Annotated in this window: 19 protein-coding genes and 1 pseudogene; 10 read left to right on the top strand and 10 right to left on the bottom strand. The window is 71.6% G+C overall.

Annotated elements, in window-relative coordinates:
- Positions 1 to 191 precede the first annotated feature (191 nt).
- Positions 192 to 3,023: an HAD-IC family P-type ATPase gene (locus AC08OQ_RS03950; protein WP_476598999.1), complete on the top strand. Its 2,832-nt coding sequence runs from the start codon at positions 192 to 194 to the stop codon at positions 3,021 to 3,023.
- 22 nt (positions 3,024 to 3,045) lie between these two features.
- Here AC08OQ_RS03950 and AC08OQ_RS03945 read toward each other — a convergent pair whose 3' ends face one another.
- The 4 genes from AC08OQ_RS03945 to AC08OQ_RS03930 all read right to left on the bottom strand — a co-directional run bounded on the left by AC08OQ_RS03945 (position 3,046) and on the right by AC08OQ_RS03930 (position 7,923).
- Positions 3,046 to 5,286, bottom strand: a complete 2,241-nt coding sequence (locus tag AC08OQ_RS03945) for a bifunctional copper resistance protein CopD/cytochrome c oxidase assembly protein (RefSeq protein ID WP_476598997.1) — start codon at positions 5,284 to 5,286, stop codon at positions 3,046 to 3,048.
- Between the two features lie 178 nt (positions 5,287 to 5,464).
- Entirely contained in the window at positions 5,465 to 6,235 is a 771-nt protein-coding gene (locus AC08OQ_RS03940) for a copper resistance CopC family protein (RefSeq protein WP_476598995.1), read from the bottom strand.
- A gap of 165 nt (positions 6,236 to 6,400) precedes the next feature.
- Positions 6,401 to 7,447 (bottom strand): hypothetical protein, encoded by a 1,047-nt coding sequence (locus AC08OQ_RS03935; protein ID WP_476598993.1) that lies wholly within the window; start codon positions 7,445 to 7,447, stop codon positions 6,401 to 6,403.
- Between the two features lie 50 nt (positions 7,448 to 7,497).
- Positions 7,498 to 7,923, bottom strand: coding sequence for a hypothetical protein (locus tag AC08OQ_RS03930; RefSeq protein ID WP_476598991.1), 426 nt, complete (start codon positions 7,921 to 7,923; stop codon positions 7,498 to 7,500).
- Between the two features lie 234 nt (positions 7,924 to 8,157).
- On the opposite strand from AC08OQ_RS03930, the gene AC08OQ_RS03925 reads away from it, so the two are divergent.
- Complete coding sequence (locus AC08OQ_RS03925; RefSeq protein ID WP_476604652.1) at positions 8,158 to 9,825, top strand: NAD-dependent protein deacetylase; 1,668 nt, start codon at positions 8,158 to 8,160, stop codon at positions 9,823 to 9,825.
- Here AC08OQ_RS03925 and AC08OQ_RS03920 read toward each other — a convergent pair.
- Entirely contained in the window at positions 9,812 to 12,442 is a 2,631-nt protein-coding gene (locus tag AC08OQ_RS03920) for an ATP-dependent Clp protease ATP-binding subunit (RefSeq protein WP_476598987.1), read from the bottom strand. The genes AC08OQ_RS03925 and AC08OQ_RS03920 overlap by 14 nt on opposite strands.
- Positions 12,439 to 12,816, bottom strand: coding sequence for a chaperone modulator CbpM (locus AC08OQ_RS03915; protein WP_476598985.1), 378 nt, complete (start codon positions 12,814 to 12,816; stop codon positions 12,439 to 12,441). Before AC08OQ_RS03915 ends, AC08OQ_RS03920 begins: the two co-directional genes overlap by 4 nt.
- Before the next feature lie 337 nt (positions 12,817 to 13,153).
- Here AC08OQ_RS03915 and AC08OQ_RS03910 point away from each other — a divergent pair, with 337 nt between their 5' ends.
- From AC08OQ_RS03910 to AC08OQ_RS03895, 4 genes are all read left to right on the top strand, one after another.
- Entirely contained in the window at positions 13,154 to 14,371 is a 1,218-nt protein-coding gene (locus AC08OQ_RS03910) for a bifunctional transcriptional activator/DNA repair enzyme AdaA (protein ID WP_476598983.1), read from the top strand.
- A gap of 222 nt (positions 14,372 to 14,593) precedes the next feature.
- Entirely contained in the window at positions 14,594 to 15,154 is a 561-nt protein-coding gene (locus AC08OQ_RS03905) for a methylated-DNA--[protein]-cysteine S-methyltransferase (protein ID WP_462203222.1), read from the top strand.
- Complete coding sequence (locus AC08OQ_RS03900) at positions 15,151 to 15,867, top strand: 2OG-Fe(II) oxygenase (RefSeq protein ID WP_476593546.1); 717 nt, start codon at positions 15,151 to 15,153, stop codon at positions 15,865 to 15,867. Before AC08OQ_RS03905 ends, AC08OQ_RS03900 begins: the two co-directional genes overlap by 4 nt.
- Before the next feature lie 173 nt (positions 15,868 to 16,040).
- A complete protein-coding gene (locus tag AC08OQ_RS03895; protein WP_462203221.1) occupies positions 16,041 to 16,250 on the top strand; it encodes a hypothetical protein in 210 nt (69 codons plus the stop codon).
- An 86-nt stretch (positions 16,251 to 16,336) separates the two neighbouring features.
- Here AC08OQ_RS03895 and AC08OQ_RS03890 read toward each other — a convergent pair whose 3' ends face one another.
- The gene (locus AC08OQ_RS03890) at positions 16,337 to 16,747 is read right to left on the bottom strand and encodes a hypothetical protein (protein WP_476604651.1); all 411 of its coding nucleotides are present in this window, start codon (positions 16,745 to 16,747) and stop codon (positions 16,337 to 16,339) included.
- Positions 16,748 to 16,779: 32 nt separating this feature from the next.
- Positions 16,780 to 17,112, bottom strand: a complete 333-nt coding sequence (locus tag AC08OQ_RS03885) for a YnfA family protein (protein WP_462188661.1) — start codon at positions 17,110 to 17,112, stop codon at positions 16,780 to 16,782.
- A gap of 195 nt (positions 17,113 to 17,307) precedes the next feature.
- Between AC08OQ_RS03885 and AC08OQ_RS03880 the strand changes: the two genes are divergently transcribed.
- A complete protein-coding gene (locus AC08OQ_RS03880; protein ID WP_476602408.1) occupies positions 17,308 to 18,555 on the top strand; it encodes a thiamine pyrophosphate-dependent enzyme in 1,248 nt (415 codons plus the stop codon).
- Positions 18,556 to 18,656: 101 nt separating this feature from the next.
- Entirely contained in the window at positions 18,657 to 20,414 is a 1,758-nt protein-coding gene (locus AC08OQ_RS03875) for an aldehyde dehydrogenase family protein (RefSeq protein ID WP_476604650.1), read from the top strand.
- Between the two features lie 118 nt (positions 20,415 to 20,532).
- On the opposite strand, the pseudogene AC08OQ_RS03870 reads toward AC08OQ_RS03875, so the two are convergent.
- Positions 20,533 to 21,153: pseudogene (locus AC08OQ_RS03870) on the bottom strand (acetoacetate decarboxylase family protein); the annotation flags it as partial.
- A gap of 84 nt (positions 21,154 to 21,237) precedes the next feature.
- Between AC08OQ_RS03870 and AC08OQ_RS03865 the strand changes: the two are divergent.
- On the top strand, positions 21,238 to 21,732 hold the full coding sequence (locus AC08OQ_RS03865) for an LppP/LprE family lipoprotein (protein WP_476604649.1): 495 nt from the start codon (positions 21,238 to 21,240) through the stop codon (positions 21,730 to 21,732).
- Between the two features lie 177 nt (positions 21,733 to 21,909).
- On the opposite strand, the gene mce is transcribed toward AC08OQ_RS03865, so the two are convergent.
- Complete coding sequence (mce, locus tag AC08OQ_RS03860) at positions 21,910 to 22,335, bottom strand: methylmalonyl-CoA epimerase (protein ID WP_462188654.1); 426 nt, start codon at positions 22,333 to 22,335, stop codon at positions 21,910 to 21,912.
- A 387-nt stretch (positions 22,336 to 22,722) separates the two neighbouring features.
- Between mce and AC08OQ_RS03855 the strand changes: the two genes are divergently transcribed.
- The coding region (locus tag AC08OQ_RS03855; RefSeq protein ID WP_476611902.1) for a MerR family transcriptional regulator at positions 22,723 to 23,121 on the top strand (399 nt) is incomplete at its 3' end.

Below are 23,121 nucleotides of genomic sequence, written 5' to 3'. Positions count from 1 at the left end.
CCCCAGGCGCGACCCACGTGCCTACGCCCGTCAACTACGGTGAGGGTCGGCGGTCCGCGTGTGCAGACGGTGAAGGTGTCTGCGGGACATATCCGAACGAGTCCGAGGCCCGCCCGACGTCGGTCGGGAAACCGATACCGATTCCGCTGCCGAGCCTCCGGCAGCGACCGCGACGGAGCGTGGAGGACGCCATGATTCGGCGAGGGGCCGCGGGATCGCGGCTGTCTCCGGGACGGTTCGACGACCGGGACCCCGCGTCCATCGACGCCCCCGCGTCCGCCAACGGGTCCATGCCCGCCGGCGGGGCCTGGTCCGTCGGCGGGTCCGGCCCCGCCGCGACCGGTCGATCCGCCGCCGGTCGATCCGCCGCCGGGCTGACCGCCGCCGAGGTCGCCGAACGCGTCGCCGACGGCCGCGTCAACGACGTGCCGGCCCGCTCCAGCCGTTCGCTGCGCGACATCATCCGTGCGAACGTCCTCACCCGGATCAACGCGATCATCGGCGTTCTGCTGGTCTTCGTCGTCATCGTCGCTCCATTCCAGGACGCCCTGTTCGGCGGCGTGATCATCGTGAACACCCTGGTCGGCCTGTTCCAGGAGCTGCGGGCGAAGCGCACCCTGGACCGGCTTGCCGTGGTGGGGGAGTCCCGGCCCGTCGTGCGGCGTGACGGTGTCGCCCGGGAGCTCCCCGCCACCGAGATCGTGCTGGACGACGTGATCGAGCTCGGCGCCGGCGACAAGATCTCCGTCGATGGCCTGGTCCTGGCAGCCGATCACCTGGAGGTCGATGAGTCGCTGCTCACCGGTGAGGCGGATCCGGTGCACAAGCAGCCCGGCGACATCGTCATGTCGGGCAGCTTCGTTGTCGCGGGGTCGGGGGCGTTCCGGGCGACCCGGGTGGGCCGCGAGGCCTACGCGGCCCGGCTCGCTAAGGAGGCGAGCCGGTTTACCCTGGTGCACTCCGAGCTGCGGGGCGGCATCAGCACCATTCTGCGGGTCGTCACCTGGATGATCATTCCGGCCGGCCTCGCGCTGATCATCAGCCAGGTGGTCGTCAACGACGACGACCTGCCCGAGGCCATCCGCCGGATGGTCGCCGGGCTCGTGCCGATGGTGCCGGAGGGCCTGGTGCTGCTCACGTCGGTCGCCTTCGCGGTCGGCGTGGTGCGGCTGGGCCGGCGGCAGTGCCTGGTGCAGGAACTGCCCGCGATCGAGGGGCTGGCCCGCGTCGACGTCGTCTGCCTGGACAAGACCGGCACCCTCACCGAGGCCGCGATGGACGTCGTGGAGCTGCGGATCGTCGAGCCGGGCACCGCCGGCGCCGTACCTGAGACGGGCGCCGCCTCCGGGGCAGGTGCGGCCGGAGAGCCGAGCACCCTCGTGCCGAGCGTGCTCGGCGCCCTCGGCGCGGCCGACAGCCGGCCGAATCCGAGCCTGCAGGCGATCATCGATGCCTATCCCGCCCCGCAGGGCTGGCAGGTGCGGGCGGACGCGCCGTTCTCCTCGGCGCGTAAGTGGAGCGGCGCGACCCTCGCCGCCGCGGACGGGACCGAGGGCACCTGGCTGCTCGGCGCGCCCGATGTGCTGCTGGCAGCTGGTGACCGGGTGCTCGCCACCGCGGACGAGTACGGGGCGCAGGGCCTGCGGGTGCTGCTGCTCGCTCGGTTCGGCGCGCCGCTGGCGGACGCACTGGCGGACCCGGCGACGGTGCCGACTGGCGTCGTCCCGGTGGCGCTCGTGGTCATCGCCCAGCGGCTGCGGGCGGATGCCCCGGATACCCTGCGGTACTTCGCCGAGCAGAACGTCGCCGCCAAGATCCTCTCGGGGGACAATGCGCTGTCGGTCGGCGCGGTCGCCCGCTCGCTGGGGCTGCCCGGCGCCGACGATCCCGTTGACGCCCGCACGCTGCCGACCGACCGGGCCGCGCTCGCCGACGCCATGGAGAGCCACTCGATCTTCGGGCGGGTCAGCCCGCAGCAGAAGCGGGAGATGGTCGCGGCGTTGCAGTCGCGGGGGCACGTCGTCGCGATGACCGGCGACGGCGTCAACGACGTCCTGGCGCTCAAGGACGCCGACATCGGCGTGTCGATGGGATCCGGCAGCCAGGCGACCCGCGCGGTCGCCCAGATCGTGCTGCTGAACAACAGCTTCGCGACGTTGCCGCCGGTGGTCGCCGAGGGGCGGCGGGTCATCGGCAACATCGAACGGGTCGCGAACCTGTTTCTGACCAAGACCGTCTATTCGGTCCTGCTCGCGATCGTGGTTGTGATCACCCAGGTGCCGTACCCGTTCCTCCCTCGGCATCTCACGCTCGTCGGGTCGCTGACGATCGGCATCCCGTCGTTCTTCCTGGCGCTGGCGCCGAACACCGAACGGGCGCAGCCGGACTTCGTCGGTCGGGTGCTGCGCTTCGCCCTTCCCGCCGGGTTGCTCGTCGCCGCGGCGACGATGACGTCCTACCTGCTGGCCCGGTCGCACTTCTATGGTCAAGACCTGGACACCGAGACCTCGATGGCGACGCTGACGCTGTTCGGAGTCGCGCTGTGGGCACTGGCGATCGTCGCCCGTCCGTACACCTGGTGGCGCATCGCGCTCGTGCTGACCATGGCGGTCGCGTTCGCGCTGGTCCTGGCCATCCCGCCCGGCCAGGAGTTCTTCCAGCTCTCCCTGGTGGGGACGACCGGGCCGTGGACGGCGGTCGGCATCGCCGCGGTGGCGGCGGTCCTGCTCGAACTCGTATGGGCGATCATCCGCCGGCAGCTGACGGTGGTGGCCGCGCGGGTGGACCTGGAAGCGGCGCGCCGCCCGCCGATTTCGCAGAGCAACGTGCGGATCCTGCCCGCGGTGCGGACCCTGCCCGCGGTGCGGACCCTGCCCGCGGTGCGGACCCTGCCCGCGGCGCCTGCCGAGGGTGCGCCTGCCGACAGCCCGCGGTCCGCGGTGGTCGCCCGTCCGGGGGTGGTCGTCCGTCCGGGCGGGAGGGCCGCGGCATCCGGTCCCGACGGCCCGCGGCCGACGCCGTAGTCGGGGTTCTCTCCCGGCCTGCCTATCCGGAGGTCTCGGCCTCAGCACCGGTCTCGGCCTCAGCGCTGGTCTCGTCTCCGGGGGCGGGCGAGGTCGTGCGTGAGGTGGCTGCTGTCGAGGCGGCGGCTGTCGCGGTAGTGGGGGTGGCCGCGGACGGCGTGCGCCGGGCCGGGCCGGCGGCGAGCCGGGTGAGGTAGGCGTTGTACGCGTCGAGTTCGGCGTCGACGTCACCAGCGGCGGCGATGCGCCGCTCCCGGGCCCGCGTCTGCCGCTCGTCCAGCCGGGACCACTGGATGGCCAGCACGATCAGCACGACAAAGGTGGGAATCTCGCCGAACGCCCAGGCGATGCCCCCGGCGGTCCGCTGGTCGCTGAGCGGTGAGACGCCCCAGGGCCGGACCAGGCGGTCGTACCAGCCTGAGCCGAGCAGGGCCGATGTGCTCATGATGGTCAGGCCGAGGAAGGCGTGGAACGGGACGACGGCCAGCAGCATCAGGACGCGGCCGGGATGCGGCAGCCGGCGGGGGAGCGGGTCGGTCCCGATCAGCAGCTCGAAGAACAGCACGCCGACCGCCAGGAAGTGCACGTTCATGTACAGGTGGCCGAGATGGTTGCGCATGAGGGTCGACAGCAGCGAGCTGAGGTAGAGCACGTAGAGGCTGCCGGCGAAGTTTGCCGTCACGAGCAGCGGATGGGTCAGGATGCGTACCGGCCAGGACCGCAGCGTTCTCAGCAGCCATTCGCGCGGTCCGGTGCGGTGCGGAGCCGTGGCGGGCCGCACCGCCCGCAGCGCCAGGGTCACCGGCGCGCCGAGCACCAGCGGGATCGGGGCCAGCATGCTGAGCAGCATGTGCTGGCTCATGTGCACGCTGAGCAGGACCGGCCCGTACAGCCCGAGTCCGCTCGATGTGGCGACCACGACGACGAGCAGGCCGGCGAGCCAGGCGATGGTGCGCCCGAGCGGCCAGGGGGCGCCGCGTGCCCGTAGCCGGCGCAGGCCGGCGAGGTAGAGCAGGGCGGCGGTGACCGCGCCGGCGAGGAAGACCCAGTCGATGCGCCAGTCGGTGGCGAGCCGCACGGCGGTGATCGGTGGGGGCATCGGGTATCCGAGCAGCGTCTGGGTCGGATCGTCGGGAACGAGTGCGTCGTTCACCGGTGGCGCCGTGCGGGACAGTCCGACGGCCAGTCCGACCGTGGCCGTGAGAACGGTGAGCTCCACGCCGGCGATGCGCAGGAAACGAGCGACCGCGGTAGTCCCGTCGGTGCCGGTCCGGCGGGTGTTCGTCTGAGCAGTGCCGGTCTGGTCGGTGGTGCCGGTCTGGTCGGTGGGCGTCCTCACCGCGAGCCCGGCGACGATCCGGCGGCGCACCAGACCACCGAGCGTGACGGCGGCCAGCAGGCCCGCGGCCTTGAGCAGGACCAGCAGACCGTAGCGGGTGTCCCACAACGGGGTGAAGCCGCCGAGCCGCAGGGCCGCACCGGCGATCCCGCTGATCGCCGTGACGGCCGCCGCCCCGGCCGCGAACCGGCTGTACCGGCGCAGCGCCGGGCCGAACGAGCCCACCGGCAGCCGCACCGCGGTGAGCAGGCCGAGTAGACCACCCACCCAGGCCGTGGCCGCGAATACATGCACGCCGAGGGCCACCACTGCGATCGCATGATCGCCGGACGTGGCGGCGTGGCCAACCAGGATCGGCGGCACGATGCCGGCGACCGCGACAGCGAGCAGGGCCCCGGCCGCGGTTGTCGTCGTGACCGTACGGCCGATCATCGCGATGACGGCCGCCAGGGCCGCCACGACGAGCAGTGCCCGGCCCTGGGAGGTGGTGGAGACGAAGGAGCGCAGCGAGGAGACGCCCAGGACGTCGCCGGCCGGGCGCGCGGAGATCTCGGACAGGGTGAACAGCAGCTCCACGAGGGTGGCCACCATCCACAGAGCCGCGGCGTTCGCCGCGTACCGGCCGCACCGCCGGGCCGTGGGGGACAGGATGCCCACCCGCGACTCGTTGCCGGCCGCACCGCGTTGCGCCGAACGGCCGCGTTGCGCCGAACGCCCGTGTTTCGCCGGAAGAAGGACGGCGGCCGCGAGAAGCCACCCGATCGTCCCCACGGCGGCGATCTTGCCGACCAGATGCGTGAACGGCAGTGCCCAGTAGGTGGGCGTGCCGGACGAAGGCAGGCCGGGCAGCCGCAGGGGGCCTGGCCCGAAACCGACGGTCAGGGCCAGCGCCACGCATCCGGCCGCGACGGCGACGGGCGCCATCCGTCCGACCGCCGCCGTCCGTCCGTCCCCCGAGGTGGAGCGGCTGGCGGGGCTGGTTCTGGTGGGAGCGGCGGCATACGGAGGAGCGGCCGGACCCGCGGGCGTGATGGGGCCTGCGGGCGTGGTGGAGTTGTTCGTTATGGCGGGGTCTTTCCTGGTGACGGGGGTGTCCATAGGGTCAGCGCGCTCCGGAGTGACGTCGCCGCAGGGCGAACAGGGTGCCGCCGCCGAGCGTGAGGACACTGGCGATCACAACGGGGAGTATCCAGCCACCGCCACCGTCACCGCCGTCCGCGGATCCCGTATCGGCCGTGATGGCAGTGACGGCCGCGGACGGGGCCGGCGCGGCACCCGTGGTCGGGCTTGCGGTGGCTGCCGGGGTCGGCGTCGTGGTGACCGGGGACGGGGGCGGGGATCCCTCCTGGCCCGCGGACGCCGTGCCGCCGGCAACGGTGAAGGCGAACTCGCCGCCGACCGGATGACCGTCCTCGGACACGACCCGATAGGCCACCGTGTAGCGACCGTGGCGGAGAGCGGTGAGGTCCTGGTGGACGCTGCCGCCCTCGACGCGGGTGGCACCGGCGGTCACGCTGGCGCCGTCGGCCGCTGTGACGGCGACGTTCGTGTAGCGCGGGGACACTGGCTCGTTGAACATCAGGATGATCTCATGTGGCGGGGCGGTGAGAGTGCTGTCCGCCACCGGGGTGCTGGTGACCAGGCGTGAATGCGCCGATGCGGGGGTGGCCAGTCCGAGCAGGACCGCCGGGACGAGCGCCGCGACGAGGCCAAGCGCCACAACCAGGCTGATCGCCGCGGCGAGGCCGGTTGGCCCCGTGCCGCCCGTACCACCGGTGGCGCGGGCGGCACCGGTGGGGTTGGCGAACCGGGTGCCGCTCCTACTCGGGACTGCCGTACGCCGTCTCGCGGACAGCCTCGCCTGTAGTCGCACCCAGCAGATTCTACGCGCCGTAGAAACGTGACCACCGCGTCCGATCCAAGATAATCAACAATGTTGACATCCTCCCGGCGCGTAGGTTCCGCTCGCTGTTCCCGCTGCTGTTGCTGCTGACGACCGGCCTCGGCTCATCGGCCGAGGCCGATGGCGGGCCGGCGGTCAGCTGCCGCCGTCGTGGTCCACCGGAGCCGGCCGTGGATGATCGGGAAGGACGATCGGCGCGACGAGCACGGTGTCATGGCCGTCCGTGGTGGCCACGAGCGCGGGCCAGAGGCCGTCGTTGACGCAGTTCTTCGCGAATTCGCTGGCCCGGGTCGGGGGAGAGGCCAGGGACACGAATCGGCCCTCGGTCGTCGCGAGGAGCAGGTGCGCGCCGATCAGGGAGTGCCGCATCGCCTGTTCCCGGTGCCGTCGGCGGCGCGCCTCGAGGGAGACGTGATCCATCGCTTCCTCGGCCGGAAGATGCCAGCCCGAGGTGTTCACCAGTTCCGCCCGGAGCCGGACCAGGCGATGTGCTCCGGTTCCCCCGGCCTGGTGTGCCCAGGTCTGCAGTCCGGCGCTCAACCGCAGCTCTCCCTGCACGGCCCAGCTGTCCCAGGTGATGCGGGTCGGTTCCGCCTCGCCGTGGCCGCTCACGGTTTCCACCCGCCGACCGGCGGGGGCGCTGAACCGGATGGTGTGGGGTGGTCCGAGTCCCGCCGAGACGCCACCGCTCGCCGGACCGGCCAGCTCCCATGGATTCGGCCGTGGCGCGCTCAGGCGGGGCAGCCAGTTCCGCCGCGGCCCCGCGGCGGTCGGTACCGCGCTGCCGGGAGGCGCCGCCAACAGGTCCGTGACCGTCACCACATCGTCGACCTGGCGCGGGATGAACTCGTCCCAGCCGCGGGGCTCGGCATCTCCCGCGGGCCAGCCGCCCGGTGGAAACCGGCCCCCATCCCCGGGGCCACGATCCACGGAACGGGCCGTCAGCTGCAGGTAGCGCACCCGGACCCGGAGCACGGTGTCGGGGCCGCATTCCAGGAGACACTCCGAGTGGGCATGCGAACGCTCCCCCGGGTGGGCGAGGGCATAGGACGACGGGGTCAGCACCCCGATCCGCCGGTCTGAGCCGCAGGTGGTGGCGCGGTCGGGATGGGTGGACTCGCCGCGGTAGATCTCAGCGTCCGCGATCGCCGCGGTCTGGTCGAACGGCGAACAAACCGTCATTGCATCTCCCTGCCCTGGACGGGCCTGGCCCGGACGAACGAACGGATGGGCTAGAGAACGGCGATCGCCTCCCCGGCGTGGACCAGCACGGCATCTCCGGGATGGGCGTCGACCAAGGCGATGCCCACCTCCTCCGTTCCGGCGGGAGTGCGAACGACAGCGAGGGCTCCGGGCAAGAGACGGATGACCTCCGCCTCGATGGTCTCCTCCGACCGGGCGATGCGCCCGGCCGCCTCACATACCGGCGCGGCCGGACCGGGATGGACCGAGGCCAGCTCGGCCTCCATCGCGGCCGGTCGGCCCGCGCTCGTGCCGGCGGTCATGCCGACGGTTTTGACGGTGGTCCTGGTTGTGGTCGACGCGGCTGACCTGCCGTGACCGACTGAGCTGCCGTGACCGACTGAGTCGGAGGGGTGGCGCCGGGCATCCCCCGACTCGGCGTGCCTGGTGCCGACCTGTGCGTTCTCGCCGTCCATCGTCGTAACCACCCTCGGGAAGGCTGGCTTTGCCGCAACCGTACGACCCTGGGCCTGATCACACCACACGGCTAGGACGACTACACGACGTATCGATGCCGGTGTCCGAAACATCAACCTGCCGGGACGTCTCCCCCCGGGCTCCATCCCCGGACGGGCGGGGAGCGGACGGGCGGGGAGCGGTGGCGCGGAACGGGCATCCGGGGCACGGCCGGATCGGGCAGCATAGACGGTGTGAGGGACGGTGTGCGACAGCAGGTGACGGGTGGCGGGGGCGAGGCATTCGACCGGCTCTGCTCGCTGGCCGCGGCCGGCGGGGTCGTGGTGGTGACCGGTGCGGGGATCTCCACCGACTCCGGTATTCCGGACTACCGGGGTCCGAACGGGGCACTGCGCCATCACACCCCGATGACCTACCAGGAGTTCACCGATGATCCCGCGGCCCGGCACCGCTACTGGGCCCGCAGCCATGCCGGGTGGCGGCGGGTGGCCCGGGCGGAGCCGAACCCGGGCCACCGTGCACTGGCCCGGTTGGAGCAGGACGGCCTGGTGACCGGTGTCGTGACGCAGAACGTCGACGGCCTGCACCAGCGTGCCGGCTTACGGCGCGTCATCGATTTGCACGGCAGGCTGTCGCGCGTGCTATGCCGCGGCTGCGGCGACGTGAGCCCTCGCCTCGAGCTCGACCAGCGTCTGCGGGCGGTCAATCCCGGATTCCATGTCGGCGCCGCGCAGAGCAACCCGGACGGCGATGTCACGCTCCCCGACGACATGGTCGCCGCCTTCGTCATGGTGGGCTGCCGCCGGTGCGACGGTGACGAGCTGGAACCGGACGTGGTGTTCTTCGGCGCGACCGTGCCGCGGCCGCGTGCCGCGGAGGCGTTCCGGCTGGTCGAGGGGGCCAGGGCGCTGCTGATCCTCGGATCGTCGCTGACGGTGATGTCCGGCTACCGGTTCGTGCTCCGTGCGGCGGAGCTCGACATCCCGGTCGCGATCGTCAACCAGGGTCCGACCCGGGGGGACAGCCGCGCGGCCGTCCGGGTCGACGCGCCTCTGGGCCTGGTGCTTCCCCGCCTCGCCGCCGCCGTGACGCCCCCGTCCCCCCGTTCTCCCGTTCCCCCGTCCCCCGTTCCCCCGTCCCGCCCGGGCCGTTACCCACCATGCGCTCGCTCGCGTTCCCGGGGGACTACTTCCTGGAGCTGTGAGGATGGGGGGATGCGATCGGTTTCCCACGTCTACCCGGGCGATCTCACGTTCCGCCGTGCGACCAAGGCCGACGTCGCGGCGATCGTCGAGCTCGTCGAGTCCGCGTACCGGGGGGAGCCCAGTCGCGCGGGGTGGACCACCGAGGCCGACCTGCTCGCCGGGCGGCGCACCGACGCCGCCGCGGTCGGCGCGGCATTGGCGGCGCCGGACAGCGTGGTCCTGCTCGCGCAGGACCCGGACGGAACCCTCCTCGGTTGCTGCCACGTGGAACGACGGGTCGAGCCACCGGCCCGGTCGGAGCACGCGGCGACCGAGGTGACCCGGTCGGGGCATACCACCCGCGGGCAGGCTGACGCGGAGCGGTGTGGCCCGGATGCATCACCGTCGACCGGGTCCTACTTCGGCATGTTCGCGGTAAGCCCGACCCGCCAGGGCAACGGGCTCGGCGACACGCTGCTGCGGCTCGCCGAACGGCACGCCGTGACGGCCTGGTCCGCGGCCTGGATGGACCTGCTGGTCATCGCCCAACGGGCCGAACTGATCGCCTGGTATCAGCGGCGCGGATACGTCCTGACCACCAGAACGAGCCCGTTCCCCTACGACGACGAACGGTTCGGCCGGCCGCTGCGACCGGATCTCTACTTCGCCGTCCTCCGCAAGAGGTTCGGAGACCGCCCGGGGTTCAGCGACCGCTGAGCGTGCCGGACCGTCCGTGCCGGACCGTCAGCGCGTCTCCGGCGAGGTCGACGACCACCGCGGAACCGTCGTCGACCTCGCCGGCGATCATCTCCCGCCCGATCCGGGTCTCCACCTCGCGTTGCAGGTAGCGGCGCAGCGGGCGGGCGCCGTGGACTGGGTCGTAGCCCTGACGGGCGATGAACATCCTGGCCGGCTCGGTGATGTTCAGGGTGATGCGCCGATCCGCCAATCGGGCCCGCAGGTCGTCCACCAGCAGGTCGACGACCCGCTCGATCTCGGGCAGGGTCAGCGGGGAGAACAGCACGACTTCGTCGACCTGGTGAAGGAACTCGGGCCGGAAGGCCCGGCGCAGGTCGGCCGTGATCCGAGCGCGGACCTCGGGTCCGGCCGTCCCGTCAGCGTCCGGACCGCCCGTGAGCCGTTCGGACCCCACGCCAGAGGCCAGGATGACGACGGTGTCGCGGAAGTCGACGGTGCGTCCCCGGGCGTCGGTGAGCCGACCGTCGCCCAGGACCTGCAGCAGGACGTTGAGGACGTCGGCGTGTGCCTTCTCGATCTCGTCGAACAGCACCACCGCGTAGGGCTTGCGTCGTACCGCCTCGGTGAGCTGCCCGCCCTCGACGGGCCCGGTCTGGCCGGGTGGGGCGCCCAGTAGCCGGCCGACGCTGTGCCGCTCCTGGTACTCGCCCAGGTCGATGCGGATCAGACTGTCCTCGGAGTCGAACAGGGCCGTCGCCAGGGCCCGGGCCAGCTCGGTCTTCCCGACCCCCATCGGCCCGAGGAAGAGGAATGACCCGATCGGGCGGCGCGGGTTCCCGATGCCCGCGCGGGCCCGGAGCACCGTGTCGGCGACGAGCCGCACCGCCTCGTCCTGTCCGACGACCCGGGCGCGCAGGACCTGGTCGAGGCGTCGCAGCTTCTCCCGTTCCCCCTCGAGGAGCCGGGCCACCGGGATCCCCGTCCAGCGGGAGACCAGATCGGCGATCTCGTCGGCGGTCACAATCTCGCGCAGCAACCGGTGGCCGCCCCGCCGGGGGGTGAGCCGTTCGGACTCGTCGGCGAGCCGCCGGTCCAGTTCGGGCAGGCGGGTGTGGCGCAGTTCCGCCGCGGTCGCCAGGTCGTGTGCCCGTTCGGCCTCCTCGGCCCGCCGCCGGGCCTGTTCGATCTCCTCCCGCAGCCCCCGGACTCGCCTAATGGCCTGGCGTTCGGCCTCCCACCGCGCGCGCATCGCGTTCGCCGCGGCCCGCACGTCGGCGAGCTCCCCACGGAGCTGGTCCAGCTGGGCGATGCTCGCCGGATCGGATTCCTGCGCGAGCGCGGCCTCCTCGATCTCCAGTCGGACCACCCTGCGGGTGATCTTGTCGAGGGCGGTCGGCATCGAGTCGATGTCGGTGCGCAGCATGGCGCCCGCCTCGTCGACGAGGTCGATCGCCTTGTCCGGCAGGAAACGGTCGCTGATGTACCGATGGGACAGCACCGCCGCCGAGACCAGTGCCGCGTCGGCGATCCGAACCCCGTGGAAGATCTCCAGCCGTCCTCGCAGCCCGCGCAGGATAGAGATGGCGTCCGTCACTGATGGTTCATCGATTATGACTGTCTGGAACTGGCGTGCGAACGCGGGGTCGGACTCGATCTGCCGGCGGTACTCCTCGAGTGTCGTCGTCCCGATCAGGTGCAGGTCGCCGCGGATCAGTAGCGGCTTGAGCACGTTGCCGGCATCCGTCGTCCCCTCGGCGGCACCCGCCCCCAGGACGGCGTGTAGTTCGTCGACGAACAGCAGGATCCGCCCCTCGGACGCCGTGACCTGGGCCATAACCGCCTTGAGTCGTTCCTCGAACGCACCGCGGTGCGCCGTCCCGGCCGCCAGCGCGCCCAGGTCGAGCTGGAACACCCTCCTGTTCCGCAGGCTGTCCGGAACGTCCCCGCGGAAGATCCGGTCGGCGAGGCCCTCGACGATCGCGGTCTTGCCGACTCCGGGGTCGCCGAGCAGCACGGGATTGTTCTTCGTCCGGCGGGACAGGATCTGGATCACTCGGCGGATCTCGGCGTCCCGCCCGATCAGGGGGTCGAGGCGGCCGTTGCGGGCGTCGGTGACGAGGTCGCGTCCGTACTTCTCCAGCGCGTCGTCCGTGGCCGTCGGCGAGGCGGAGATGATGCGCCGGTCTCCGCGCACCCGGGTCAGCGCGATGAGCAGGCGTTCCCGGGTCAGACCCTGCTCGTGCAGAATCCGGCCGGCCGGTGTCGTGGGTCCCTCCTCGAGCAGGGCCAGCAGCAGGTGCTCGACCGAGATGTACTCGTCGCCCAGGCGGTGTGTCTCCCGTTCGGCGGCGTCGAGGGCCCTGGACAGACGCTGCGTCATGTACACCTCGCCCGGTCGGACCCCCGGCCCGGACACCCGCGGTCTGCGCTCCAGCTCCGCCTCCACCGCACCGGTGAGGGCGGGTGGGGTACCACCCGATGCGATCATGAGGCGCGGGACCAGTCCGTCCGGCTGCTCGACGAGCGCGGCGAGCAGATGTTCCCCGTCGATCTCGGTGTGGCCGAACCGCATCGCCCTGGTCTGGGCCGCCTTCAACGCGTCCTGGGCGCTCTCGGTCAGCTTGGTCGACTTCATCGGTACTCCTCGCCGGGGCCGTCGCGATGGCCGCGGATGCGCTGTTCGAGTTCGTCGATGCGGTCGCGCAGGTCCAGCACGACGCCGGTGGCCGCATAGGTAATGCCGAGGTCGCGGCGCAGCCGTTCGATGCGCACCGCCTGCCCGACCGCGCAGACCGGCAGCCACCACTGCCCCGCCTGGCCGACGCGCACGTCGAGCAGGCTGAGGGCGACCAACCGGCGGACGATGTCCGGGCCCAGCCGGGTGCGCAGGCAGAAGGAGTCCAGCCCGAGAAGATCCAGACCGGGTTCGACGCCGCCCAGGTGGGTGATCCCGGTGACCGGGACGGTCGGGACGGTCGGGTCGGGATCGCTTCCGGCTGCCCTTCCCACGATTACCTCCTGCTGATGGATGCCTCCTGCTGATGGGCCGATCCGGTGGTCCCCCGCCCACCTGGGGATGTGGAGGGCCGGTCCGGAGGAGCACACCGCCCGTGCGGCGGAGACCGGGCCTGGGCGCGGGTACGGTCGAGCCGGATCATCTCTGGGTAGCGGTCCGATTACCCATGTGACCGTAGGTCGAACCCGATGGCGTTCGCAACCAGAGGTGACGACTCCACGACGGATAGGTGTGGTCTCCGGGGATGGCCGCGCCCGCCATGCGCCCACGGGCACGACGTCCGATTTCCGCCAGCATGCGAGACAGGACTCGTCGAGAGTAGGTGGAGTGATGACGGACCAGAGCCGCTACGAGGCGCTGCGCAGCCGGGACGCGCGCTTCGATGGCGCGTTCTTCTTCGCCGTCACCACCACCGGCATCTACTGCCGCCCGAGTTGTCCAGCCGTCACGCCGAAGCGGGAGAACGTCCGGTTCTTTCCGACGGCCGCGGCGGCGCAGGGCTCGGGCTTCCGGGCGTGCCGGCGGTGCCGTCCCGACGCGGTGCCCGGCTCGGCCGAATGGAACGTTCGCGCCGACGTGGTCGGCCGTGCGATGCGGCTGATCGGCGACGGCGTGGTCGACCGGGAGGGTGTCTCGGGGCTCGCGGCGCGCCTGGGCTACAGCGTGCGGCAGCTTCAACGGCAGATGAACGCGGAAGTGAGCGCGGCACCACTCGCGCTGGCCCGTGCACAGCGGGCGCAGACCGCGCGGGTACTGCTCCAGACCACCGACCTGGCGGCGACGGGCATCGCCTTCGCGGCCGGGTTCGCGAGCGTCCGGCAGTTCAACGACACCATCAGGATGATCTATGCCGCCACGCCGAGCGAACTGCGGGGCGGGCGCCCGGCGCGTCCGGTGACTCCGGCCCGGTCCGCCGTACCGGGTCACAACCGGGATGCGGCTGGGCTGGTGCTTCGGCTCGGTTATCGGGAGCCGTACGCGGTCGACGAACTCGTCGCCTACCTTCAGCGACGCGCGATCCACGGCGTCGAGGAGGTCGTCGGCCGGCCCGGTGAGCGAACGTACCGGCGAACCCTGCGGCTGCCGAGAGGAAGCGGCGTTGCGGAGGTCGACGAACGGGCGGGTAACGGAGGGTGGCTGGAGTGCCGTCTGTTGCTGACCGACCTACGCGATCTGACCACCGCGGCGCAGCGGGTCCGGTGCCTGTTCGACCTGGACGCCGACCCGCGCGCCGTGGTGGAACGACTGTCGGCGGCTCGGCGACGCGCTGGTTGCCGCGTACGGGGAACCGCTTCCCACCCCCGATGGTGGTCTCACCCACCTGTTTCCGCGGGTCACCGACCTCGCCGAGGCGTCGTTGACCGAGCTGGGGATGCCACAGAGCAGGCGCGATACGTTGCGCACGCTCAGTGCCGCGCTCGCCGACGGCACCGTCCGTCTCGACCCGGGCGTCGACCGCGACGAGGCGGAGAAGGAGCTGCTGCTCCTGCGGGGCGTCGGTGCGTGGACGGCGGGCTACATCCGGATGCGGGCACTGGGCGACCCTGACGTCCTGTTGGAGAGTGACGTGGCCGCCCGGGCCGGGATGCGGCGGGTCGGCGCGGCTCTGGCGGACGCCGCGGCCTGGCGGCCCTGGCGCTCCTACGCCATGCACCATCTGTGGGGGGCCGGGAGCGGAGGACCATCGTCGGGTCAGTCGCCGGACCAGTCACGAGTCGACGACGGCACCGGTCCGCGGAGGATCGATGGCACGGGAAAGGATGACAGCCGATGACCGTCTACACGACCCTGGACAGCCCGCTGGGCGAGCTGCTGCTGGTGGGAGAGGAACTGGTGGGAGAGGAATCGGACGGCGTGGCGGGCGGGATCGCCCTGAGCTCCCTGTCCATGCCTGAGCAGAGGGGAGCCGTGACGGTGGCGCCGCACTGGCGGCGTGCCCCGAGGTCCTTCACCGAGGCCGCCCGGCAGATCGAGGAGTACTTCGCCGGCGAGCGCCGGGTCTTCGAGCTGGAGTTCCTCACCCATGGCACTGCGTTCCAGGAACGGGTCTGGCGGGCGCTGGAGACCATCCCGTACGGGACGACGACCAGCTACGGCCGCCTCGCTGAACGGACCGGCGCCGCCCGCGGCGACGTGCGGGCCGTGGGCGCCGCGGTCGGCGCGAACCCCCTGCTGCTCGTGCGTCCCTGCCACCGCGTGATCGGAGCCGACGGCACCCTGCGCGGCTACGCGGCCGGACTCGCCCGCAAGGAGGCACTGCTGCGCCATGAGGGGGTACTCGCGCCGATGTTGGATGCGCCGATGTTGGACGCGGCGGCGGCCTGGTCGTGACGGGTACCGGCCGGCTACCGTCACCGGACAACGTCGACTGGGCGCCGATCGGAGCAGAGCTGGACGTGGTGGGCTGCGCGCTCACCCCTGGGATCCTCACCCCGGCGCAGTGCCACGCCCTCGCGGAACTGTACGACGAGACGCGGCACTTCCGCTCCACGGTCGACATGGCCCGGCACCGGTTCGGGTCAGGAGAGTACCGATACTTCGGCCATCCGCTCCCAGAACTGGTCCAGCGGCTGCGCGAGACGCTCTACCCGCACCTGCTGCCCGTCGCCCGGGATTGGGCCGGTCGACTTGGCCGGCCGGCCCCGTGGCCGGACACCCTCGGCTCCTGGCTCGGCCGGTGCCACCAGGCTGGGCAGACCAGGCCGACGCCGCTGCTGCTGCGTTACGGCCGGGGTGACTGGAACGCGCTGCATCGCGACATCTATGGGGAACTCGTCTTCCCGCTCCAGGTCGTCATCGGCCTCGACGTGCCGGGCGAGGACTACACCGGCGGGGAGTTCCTGCTCGTCGAGCAGCGCATGCGCGCCCAGTCCCGCGGAACCTCCCTCGTCCTGCCGCAGGGGCACGCGCTGGTCTTCACGACCCGGGACCGGCCGGTGCGCTCCGCCCGCGGCTGGTCCGCCTCGGCGGTGCGCCACGGGGTGAGCACCGTCCGCTCGGGCCGGCGTCACGCCCTCGGCCTGGTCTTCCACGACGCTGCGTGACGCATCTACCCAGCAGCGGGAGCCAGTAGTGGGAGCGGTTGTGTGGCCGGGCTGGTAGGGCTGGCGACTGCCGGCTGGATGATCATCAATGCCATCGCCTCGGTGAGGGCAGCACTCCTGGCCGGGGAACGCCGTCTACGCGGCGACGAAGGCCGCGGGAGGCGGCCTGAGCGATGGGCCTGGGCGAACGAGTTTGGGGGAGCTGGACACGGTTCTCGGGGGCGAAAGCGTATCCAGCTCCCCTGGACGCCTGCGAAGCGCCGCCGTGTCTCCTCGATGCTCTTGTCGACCTCGGCGTGGCTGATCTGGTCGGTGAAGGCGAGACGCTGGAGGGTGAGGTGCAGTCCTTCGGCCGGTACTGGGTCGAGGACGGGCAGGCGTAGCCGGTCCAGGCTGGCGAAGCGGACCCAGTCGTCGACGACTGGGTCCGCGGTGCGCGAGGTGGTCAACCTCGCTGTCAGCGACACCGCTAGGGACGGCTCGCGGGCAGCAGCGGCGCGGTGCGTAGCAGCGCCAGCAGCGGCCGGACCTCGTCGGGCACCGGCTCGGAGAACGTCCGCACCGCGTGCTCCCCGGGCCGGTCGATCTCCAGGGTGTAGACGAACCGGTCCGCGCCGATGTCGTGCCGCTCCCGGGCCTCGGTGGAACCCCGGGGCGCGGTGGAACCCCGGGCCTCGGTGGAATCTACCTGACTGGCATCCGCGGCGTCCGTTGTGGCCGCGAGATCGCCGTGATGCACCGCCTCGCGGGCCAGGCGGCGCAGGTTCTCGGCTTCCTGCTTACTGAGATCGGCCGTGTCCAGACCGCGGCGCACGCTGCGCCCGAGAAGTCCACCGGAACGCTCCAGCACGACCCATACACGTTCCGCGGTGCGCGCCATGAGCCATATTGTGCGCCGTCAGCCGTCAGCCGTCACACGCGCCGGGCGTACATGATGACGGCGACGCCGAGCAGGCAGATCGCGGCTCCGGCGAGGTCGTAGCGGCCGGGTCGGAAGGCGTCGACGGTCACGCCCCAGAGCAGGGAACCGGCGACGAAGACCCCGCCGTAGGCGGCGAGGACCCGGCCGAAGTGCGCGTCCGGCTGGAGGGTCGCGACGAAGCCGTAGGCGGCCAGGAACCCGATCCCGAGCCCCACCCAGACCGGCCCGCGGTGCTCGCGCACGCCCTGCCACACGAGCCAGGCACCACCGATCTCCGTGACCGCGGCCACCATGAACAGCAGCAGAGACCGGACGACGCCCACGTGCTTCACGATAGTCAGTATCCTCCCGGCATCGTCCTGCGGCCTCGGAATCCTGTGGCCGGAATCTCGTCGTTACCTCGCCCGTGTTTTCACCCCGTCCGCACCGCGTAGTGTCGCACGGGTACACCGCTCTTTTTCGATGGTTTCCGATGGTAGGACGTCCTGTGATCTTCGGGTGGGGGAAGGGTACTCGGTATGAATGTCGTACGGGATCCGGAACTGATTACCGGCGGGCCGATGCAGCGGCTCGAACCGGATTCGGTGGGCGGTCCCGTTCCGCATCATTTTCCCGGTGCGTTCGGGGAGAACACCTCGCCCGCGGCGGGTGAACTCGACGATGGCGGCATCCGACTGCTCGCCCCCGATGGTTCGTTGGTCACCGATTCTCGGTTCTCGGTGCTCGCCGACCACGAGCTGCGCATGGAGTTCTACACCTCCATGTTCCTGGTCCGCCGGCTGGACGAGGAGGCCACGGCCCTGCAACGTCAGGGTGAGCTGGTCCTGTGGATTCCGCTGCGGGGGCAGGAGGCCGCGCAGGTCGGATCCGCCGCGGCCTCGCGTCCCCGGGATTACCTGTTCCCCAGTTACCGGGAACACGCGGTCGCCTGGCACCGCGGTGTCCCGGCGGTCGAGGTGATTCGGCTGCTGCGGGGAGTGAGTCACGATGGCTGGGATACGCACCGTCACAATATGGCTAATTACACGATTGTTCTGGCGGCCCAGACGCTGCACGCCGTCGGTTTCGGGATGGGGGTGCTCCTTGACGGCGCCGCCGGCACCGGCACCGGCGACACTGGCACTGGCGACACCGATACCGGCGACACCGATACCGACCTGGCGGTGATGGTGTATCTCGGTGACGGTGCGATGAGCCAGGGTGATGCCAACGAGGCATTCGTGTGGGCGGCGAGTTTCGGTGCGCCCGTCGTCTTCTTCTGCCAGAATAATCAGTGGGCGATTTCCACGCCGAGCCGGCGGCAGTCCCCGGTGCGGTTGGCCCGCCGGGCCGACGGGTTCGGCTTCCCCGGCCTGCGCGTCGACGGTAACGACGTGCTCGCGGTGCATGCGGTGACCACCTGGGCGCTCGACCATGCGCGCAGCGGTCGCGGCCCGGTGCTCATCGAGGCCAACACCTACCGGATGGCCCCGCATACCACCTCCGACGACGCGACCCGCTACCAGCCGCCGGAGGAGATCATCGCCTGGCAGGCCCGGGATCCCATCGAGCGCCTCCGTCGGCTGCTCGCCGCCGATATTGAGGCCGGCTGGTTTGACGAGGTCCGCCGGCGGGCCGACGCCGCCGCGGCCGATCTGCGCCGGGACATCCTCGCCCTCGACCCGCCGGACCCCTCCTCGATGCTCGACCATGTCGCCGCGGAGGAGACGGCCGATCAGCGCCGGCAACGGGAGTGGTTCGCCGCGTACCGCGACTCGTTCCTCTGAGGATGATCTGAGGATGACGGGACTCGTTTCTCTGCGGGTGGCGGTCATATCCTCGCCGGGTAAGGGAAGGACGTTCCGTCACCAGCGGCGAGGAGCTCCCCATGCGGCCGACCGTGACGACCCCGGACGAGGAGACGACCTCGGAAAACCCGACGAACCCGACAAACCCGGAGACCGTGGCGAATCGGGAGACCGGGGTGACTGGCGCGGTCGGCCCGGAGGCGGGCCCGGAGGCCGGCATCGGGACGCTCCTGTCGACGGATCCGGCCACCGGCGCGGTGGTCGCGAGCTTCCCGGTGATGGAGCCGACCCAGGTGCGGGCGGCCGTGGCGGCCGCCCGGTCGGCGGCGGGCTGGTGGGCGGGGCTTACGGCGGCACGGCGGCGCGACTATCTGCTGCGCTGGGCGGCGCACCTCGTCCGCCACGAGACTGAGCTGATCGACCTCCTGCACGCCGAGAACGGCAAGACCGCCGCCGATGCCCGCATCGAGCTGCTGCTGACGCTGGAACACATCCGCTGGGCGGCCCGCAACGCCGCCCGCGTGCTGCGGACCCGTCGGGTGTCGCCCGGCCCGTTCCTGGCGAACCACACCGGACGGATCGAGTACCGCCCGTTCGGGGTCGTCGGGGTGATCGGGCCGTGGAACTACCCGCTGTTCACCCCGAGCGGTTCGATCGTGTATGCCCTGGCAGCCGGTAACACGGTGGTCTTCAAGCCCAGCGAGTACACCCCGGCGGTGGGCGCGTACCTGGTCGCGGCGTTCGCCGCGGCGAATCCGGACGCGCCGGCCGGGGTCCTGACCATGGTCACCGGCTTCGGTCCGACCGGTGCCGCCCTGTGTACCGCCGGGGTCGACAAGATCGCCTTTACCGGCTCGCCCGCGACCGGCCGCCTGGTCATGGCGGCCTGCGCGTCGTCCCTCGTCCCGGTGGTGATCGAATGCGGCGGCAAGGACCCGCTGATCGTCGCCGACGACGCTGACGTGGCCGCCGCCGCCCGGGCAGCGGTCTGGGGAGCGATGTCCAATGGCGGGCAGACCTGTGCCGGGGTCGAGCGGATCTACGTGACCGAGGCGGTCGCCGCGCCCTTCCTCGCCGCACTGCGCCGCGAGCTCGACGGGGTTCGTCCCGGCGCCGACCGGGACGCATCCTACGGTCCGATGACGATGCCCGGCCAGGCGGCGATCGTGCGCCGCCACGTGGCCGACGCGCTGGCCCGCGGCGCGACCGCCCTGATCGGCGGGACGGAGTCGGTGGGGGACACCTTCATCGAACCGGTCGTGCTGGTCGACGTGCCGGAGGGCAGCCCCGCCGTGCAGGAGGAGACGTTCGGGCCGGTCGCCACCGTCCGGACCGTCGCCGACGTCGACGAGGCCGTCACGCTGGCCAACGGCACCCCGTACGCGCTCGGTGCGACGGTCTTCTCCCGGTCCCGGGGAGACGAGATCGCCAGCCGGCTCGACGCCGGGATGGTGTCCGTCAACGCGGTGCTGGCGTTTGCCGGGATGCCCGCCCTGCCCTTCGGGGGCAGCGGCGAGAGCGGGTTCGGCCGGGTGCACGGCGCGGAGGGGCTGCGCGAGTTCGTCCGCCCCCGCTCGGTCGCCACCCTGCGGATGCACGTGCCGGGAGCGACCCTGACCACCTTCCGCCGGGTGCCGGGTGCGCTCGCCGTCACAGCGGTGGCGGCGCGGCTCCGGCACGGCGGCGGCTGGGCCGGGCGGGTCAGGCCGGTCGGCGGGGCGGCTGGGCCTCTCGACAGGCCCCTCGGCGGGCACGCCGGGCCGGACGAGGGATTCCGTCCCGGCCGGCTCCGGCTCCGGCTCCGAAAATCATCCGGAAGTCGTCCAGACGGACGGTGAGCCGAGGCCGGAGCCCGGTGAGGAAACCCAGCGGGCCCTCCGCCGCCGGGTCCCATCGTGACCGGTGCAGGGCGAGCCGCCCGGCCAGCCGCACCGGGCTCACCCGGGGCTGGCCGTCGAGATCCTGCACCACGCGGAAGCGGACCGGCCACCTGCCCGGCAGCCGCTGTCCCCGGCTTACCGCCGCGGCGACGATTGTCCTGGTGGCGTCTGTCCTGGTGGCGTCCCGGGCGTGCAGGTGGGTGCCGCCGGCGTCCCGGGCCGTTTCCGGTCGTGTGGACGTGCCCGGTCGTTCGGTGAAGACGGCCAGTTCCTTGGGAATCCCCCACAGGGCGCGACCGCCGACCTGGGACGCCGGGCTGTCCACCCAGATATGCGGGACCGTCACGTGCAGGTGCCGCCTGTGCCATACCAGCAAGGCGGCCATGACCGCACGGTAGGCGAGGACGCCACGCGGATCGTAGCGAACCCAGGCGGTGGCCACCGGGACCCGGCCGAGAACGGTCACCGCCCGGGGAGGGGCGCCGGCCAGCGCCGCGCGGGGCACGAACCAGACGGAGATGACCATCGTACCGCGCAGCTCCCAGGGTTCCGGCGGATACGCCACCCACCAACATGTAGTGCCCCCCGACAGTGGTCCCCGACAGTGCCCCCCGACGGCACGGCTTCCCGCCCGTTCCGGTGTGGAGCCTGCCGGATCCGCCGGCCGGGGGGCGGACCGGTCCGAATCCGGCGACATACCGGCCATACCCCCTAGCTGGTCGGCGCCCACCGAAGAGGGCATCTAGGTTGGGTCGGGTCAGCACGGAACCTGGGAGGTCTCATGGCGCTACGTCGCGGACTTGCCGTTTCAGTGATGATCGGTACGCTTATCCTGATGGGCGGGATCGCCGGGACAGCCTCCGCTGTCTCGTCCACATCCGGCGCCCCGGCGCTGAGCATTGCCAACGCCGCGGCGTTGGTTCGATCGGCGGGGTACACGCCGATCGTCCTCGGTGGTTATGACCGGAGCAACGATCTCAGCGTGATCGTCGGACTGCTGTCGACATCCGGGGACGGGCATCCGCAGCGGGCGTTCTTCTTCCACCGTGGCCGGTTCGTCGGCTACGACTTGCCGCAGCCGAGCGCCACGATCCGCTGGATCTGGTCCACCGACCGGGTCGTCGCCCTGCAGTACGACCTCTACCGGCCAAGCGATCCGATGTGCTGCCCGACGGCGGGTGGTGCGACCGTGCGTTACCAGTGGAACGGTTCATCGGTGGTCCCGCTCGATCCGGTCCCGACCGCGAACGTGTCCGCCGCGAGAAGCCGCCGCTGATCCGCGACCGCTGATCCGCGACCGCTGATCCCCGGTCCATGATCCGCCCTGGGCCGGGGCAGCCGCCGGGGAGTCGCCGGGTGCGCCGCCGGGGATTCGTTGCCCCGCGCCTTCGCTGCCCCGCCCGAACAGGGGCCGGACAGGGGATGGCGGCAACGCGGGGCCGTCCGGCCCGGCTCAGTGCCCCTCGGCGGCCTCGACGAGTTCGGTGAGCACGCCTCCGAGGCCCTTGGGATGGATGAACGCGATCCGGCTGCCGGCGGTGCCGTGCACCGGAGTCTTGTTGACCAGATCGAATCCGGTCGTGGTCAGGGCCGCGAGGGCGCTGTCGATGTCGGCGACGCCGTAGGCGATGTGGTGGATGCCCGGCCCCCGCTTGGCCAGGAACTTCCCGATTGGGCTGTCCTCGCGCAGCGGTTCTAGCAGTTGGACGTAGGAGTTCCCGGTCTTGCCGCTGTGGACCAGCAGCATCGCCTCGCGCACCCCCTGGCGCTCGTTCTCCTCCTGGTGCACGACCTCCAGACCGAATGCCTCCTCATAGCGGGGGATGGCCTCGGTGAGGGAAGCCACCGCGATCCCGACGTGGTCGATCCTGGTCAGCACAGCCGTCTCCTCGTTCTGCCGGCCCGCGATCGGGGCCTGTCCGCCGATGTCCCACCGCCCCTGGCGCGAAGCGACGGGGTCTGCACTGAGCCTGCCGGTTCACGATCCCGGCGTCGACCGATCGGCCCCCGTGACGTGGGGTGACGTGGGCGACCCGGGCCGGGCCCCACCCTGCCCGCGGCCTCGCCAGGGGTCCACGTCGCCGGGGTGACTGTTGTCGTGGATGTTACCGTGGGCGGATATTGTTCTTCCGGTGTGTTTGCGGGATGGCGGTGTGGTGTTCGGGGCCTCGTTGCAGACTCCGTTCAAGTCCCCGGAAGACAGGCCGTAGAGTCAAGTGCCAACTATTTTAGCCCGAGTCTTCGAGGCACGAACGTAAGGGTTACGGTGTCCACGACGCGTCGTGATCGTTCCGCGTTCCGCGCGGCCCGCGGAAACACCCGTCAGATAGGTGGGGTTGCCGAGTGGGTCGGGCTTTCGCTGCGTGCGGTCCGGTACTACGAGGAAGCCGGACTGCTTACTCCCGCTGGACGTACGCCGGGTGGCTTCCGCCTGTACGACGACGAGGCCGTCGATCGACTGCTCGTCATCAAGAAGATGAAGTCGCTGGGGTTCACCTTGGAGGAGATGCGGTCGCTGTTGTCGGTGCGCGACGAGCTGTCGGATTCGACGATCTCCGAGAGTCGGCGGACCGAACTGCGTGAGCGGCTGCATACCTGGGTCGTGCTGGCTGAGGAGAAGCTGGCCACCCTGCGGCAGCAGGCGGGAGTCGCGGAGGACTTCGTC

The sequence above is a fragment of the Frankia sp. CcCS3 genome (assembly GCF_977927575.1).
The sequence above is the reverse complement of the archived record's forward strand: the minus strand, read 5'-3'. Positions and strand labels throughout refer to the sequence as shown.

Coding starts and splice junctions, on each gene's coding strand:
- AC08OQ_RS03950 (WP_476598999.1), top strand. CDS start 192: ATGATTCGGCGAGGGGCCGCGGGATCGCGGCTGTCTCCGGGACGGTTC.
- AC08OQ_RS03945 (WP_476598997.1), bottom strand. CDS start 5,286: ATGGCGCCCGTCGCCGTCGCGGCCGGATGCGTGGCGCTGGCCCTGACC.
- AC08OQ_RS03935 (WP_476598993.1), bottom strand. CDS start 7,447: ATGACGGTTTGTTCGCCGTTCGACCAGACCGCGGCGATCGCGGACGCT.
- AC08OQ_RS03930 (WP_476598991.1), bottom strand. CDS start 7,923: ATGGACGGCGAGAACGCACAGGTCGGCACCAGGCACGCCGAGTCGGGG.
- AC08OQ_RS03920 (WP_476598987.1), bottom strand. CDS start 12,442: ATGAAGTCGACCAAGCTGACCGAGAGCGCCCAGGACGCGTTGAAGGCG.
- AC08OQ_RS03910 (WP_476598983.1), top strand. CDS start 13,154: ATGACGGACCAGAGCCGCTACGAGGCGCTGCGCAGCCGGGACGCGCGC.
- AC08OQ_RS03905 (WP_462203222.1), top strand. CDS start 14,594: ATGACCGTCTACACGACCCTGGACAGCCCGCTGGGCGAGCTGCTGCTG.
- AC08OQ_RS03895 (WP_462203221.1), top strand. CDS start 16,041: ATGGGCCTGGGCGAACGAGTTTGGGGGAGCTGGACACGGTTCTCGGGG.
- AC08OQ_RS03890 (WP_476604651.1), bottom strand. CDS start 16,747: ATGGCGCGCACCGCGGAACGTGTATGGGTCGTGCTGGAGCGTTCCGGT.
- AC08OQ_RS03880 (WP_476602408.1), top strand. CDS start 17,308: ATGAATGTCGTACGGGATCCGGAACTGATTACCGGCGGGCCGATGCAG.
- AC08OQ_RS03875 (WP_476604650.1), top strand. CDS start 18,657: ATGCGGCCGACCGTGACGACCCCGGACGAGGAGACGACCTCGGAAAAC.
- AC08OQ_RS03865 (WP_476604649.1), top strand. CDS start 21,238: ATGGCGCTACGTCGCGGACTTGCCGTTTCAGTGATGATCGGTACGCTT.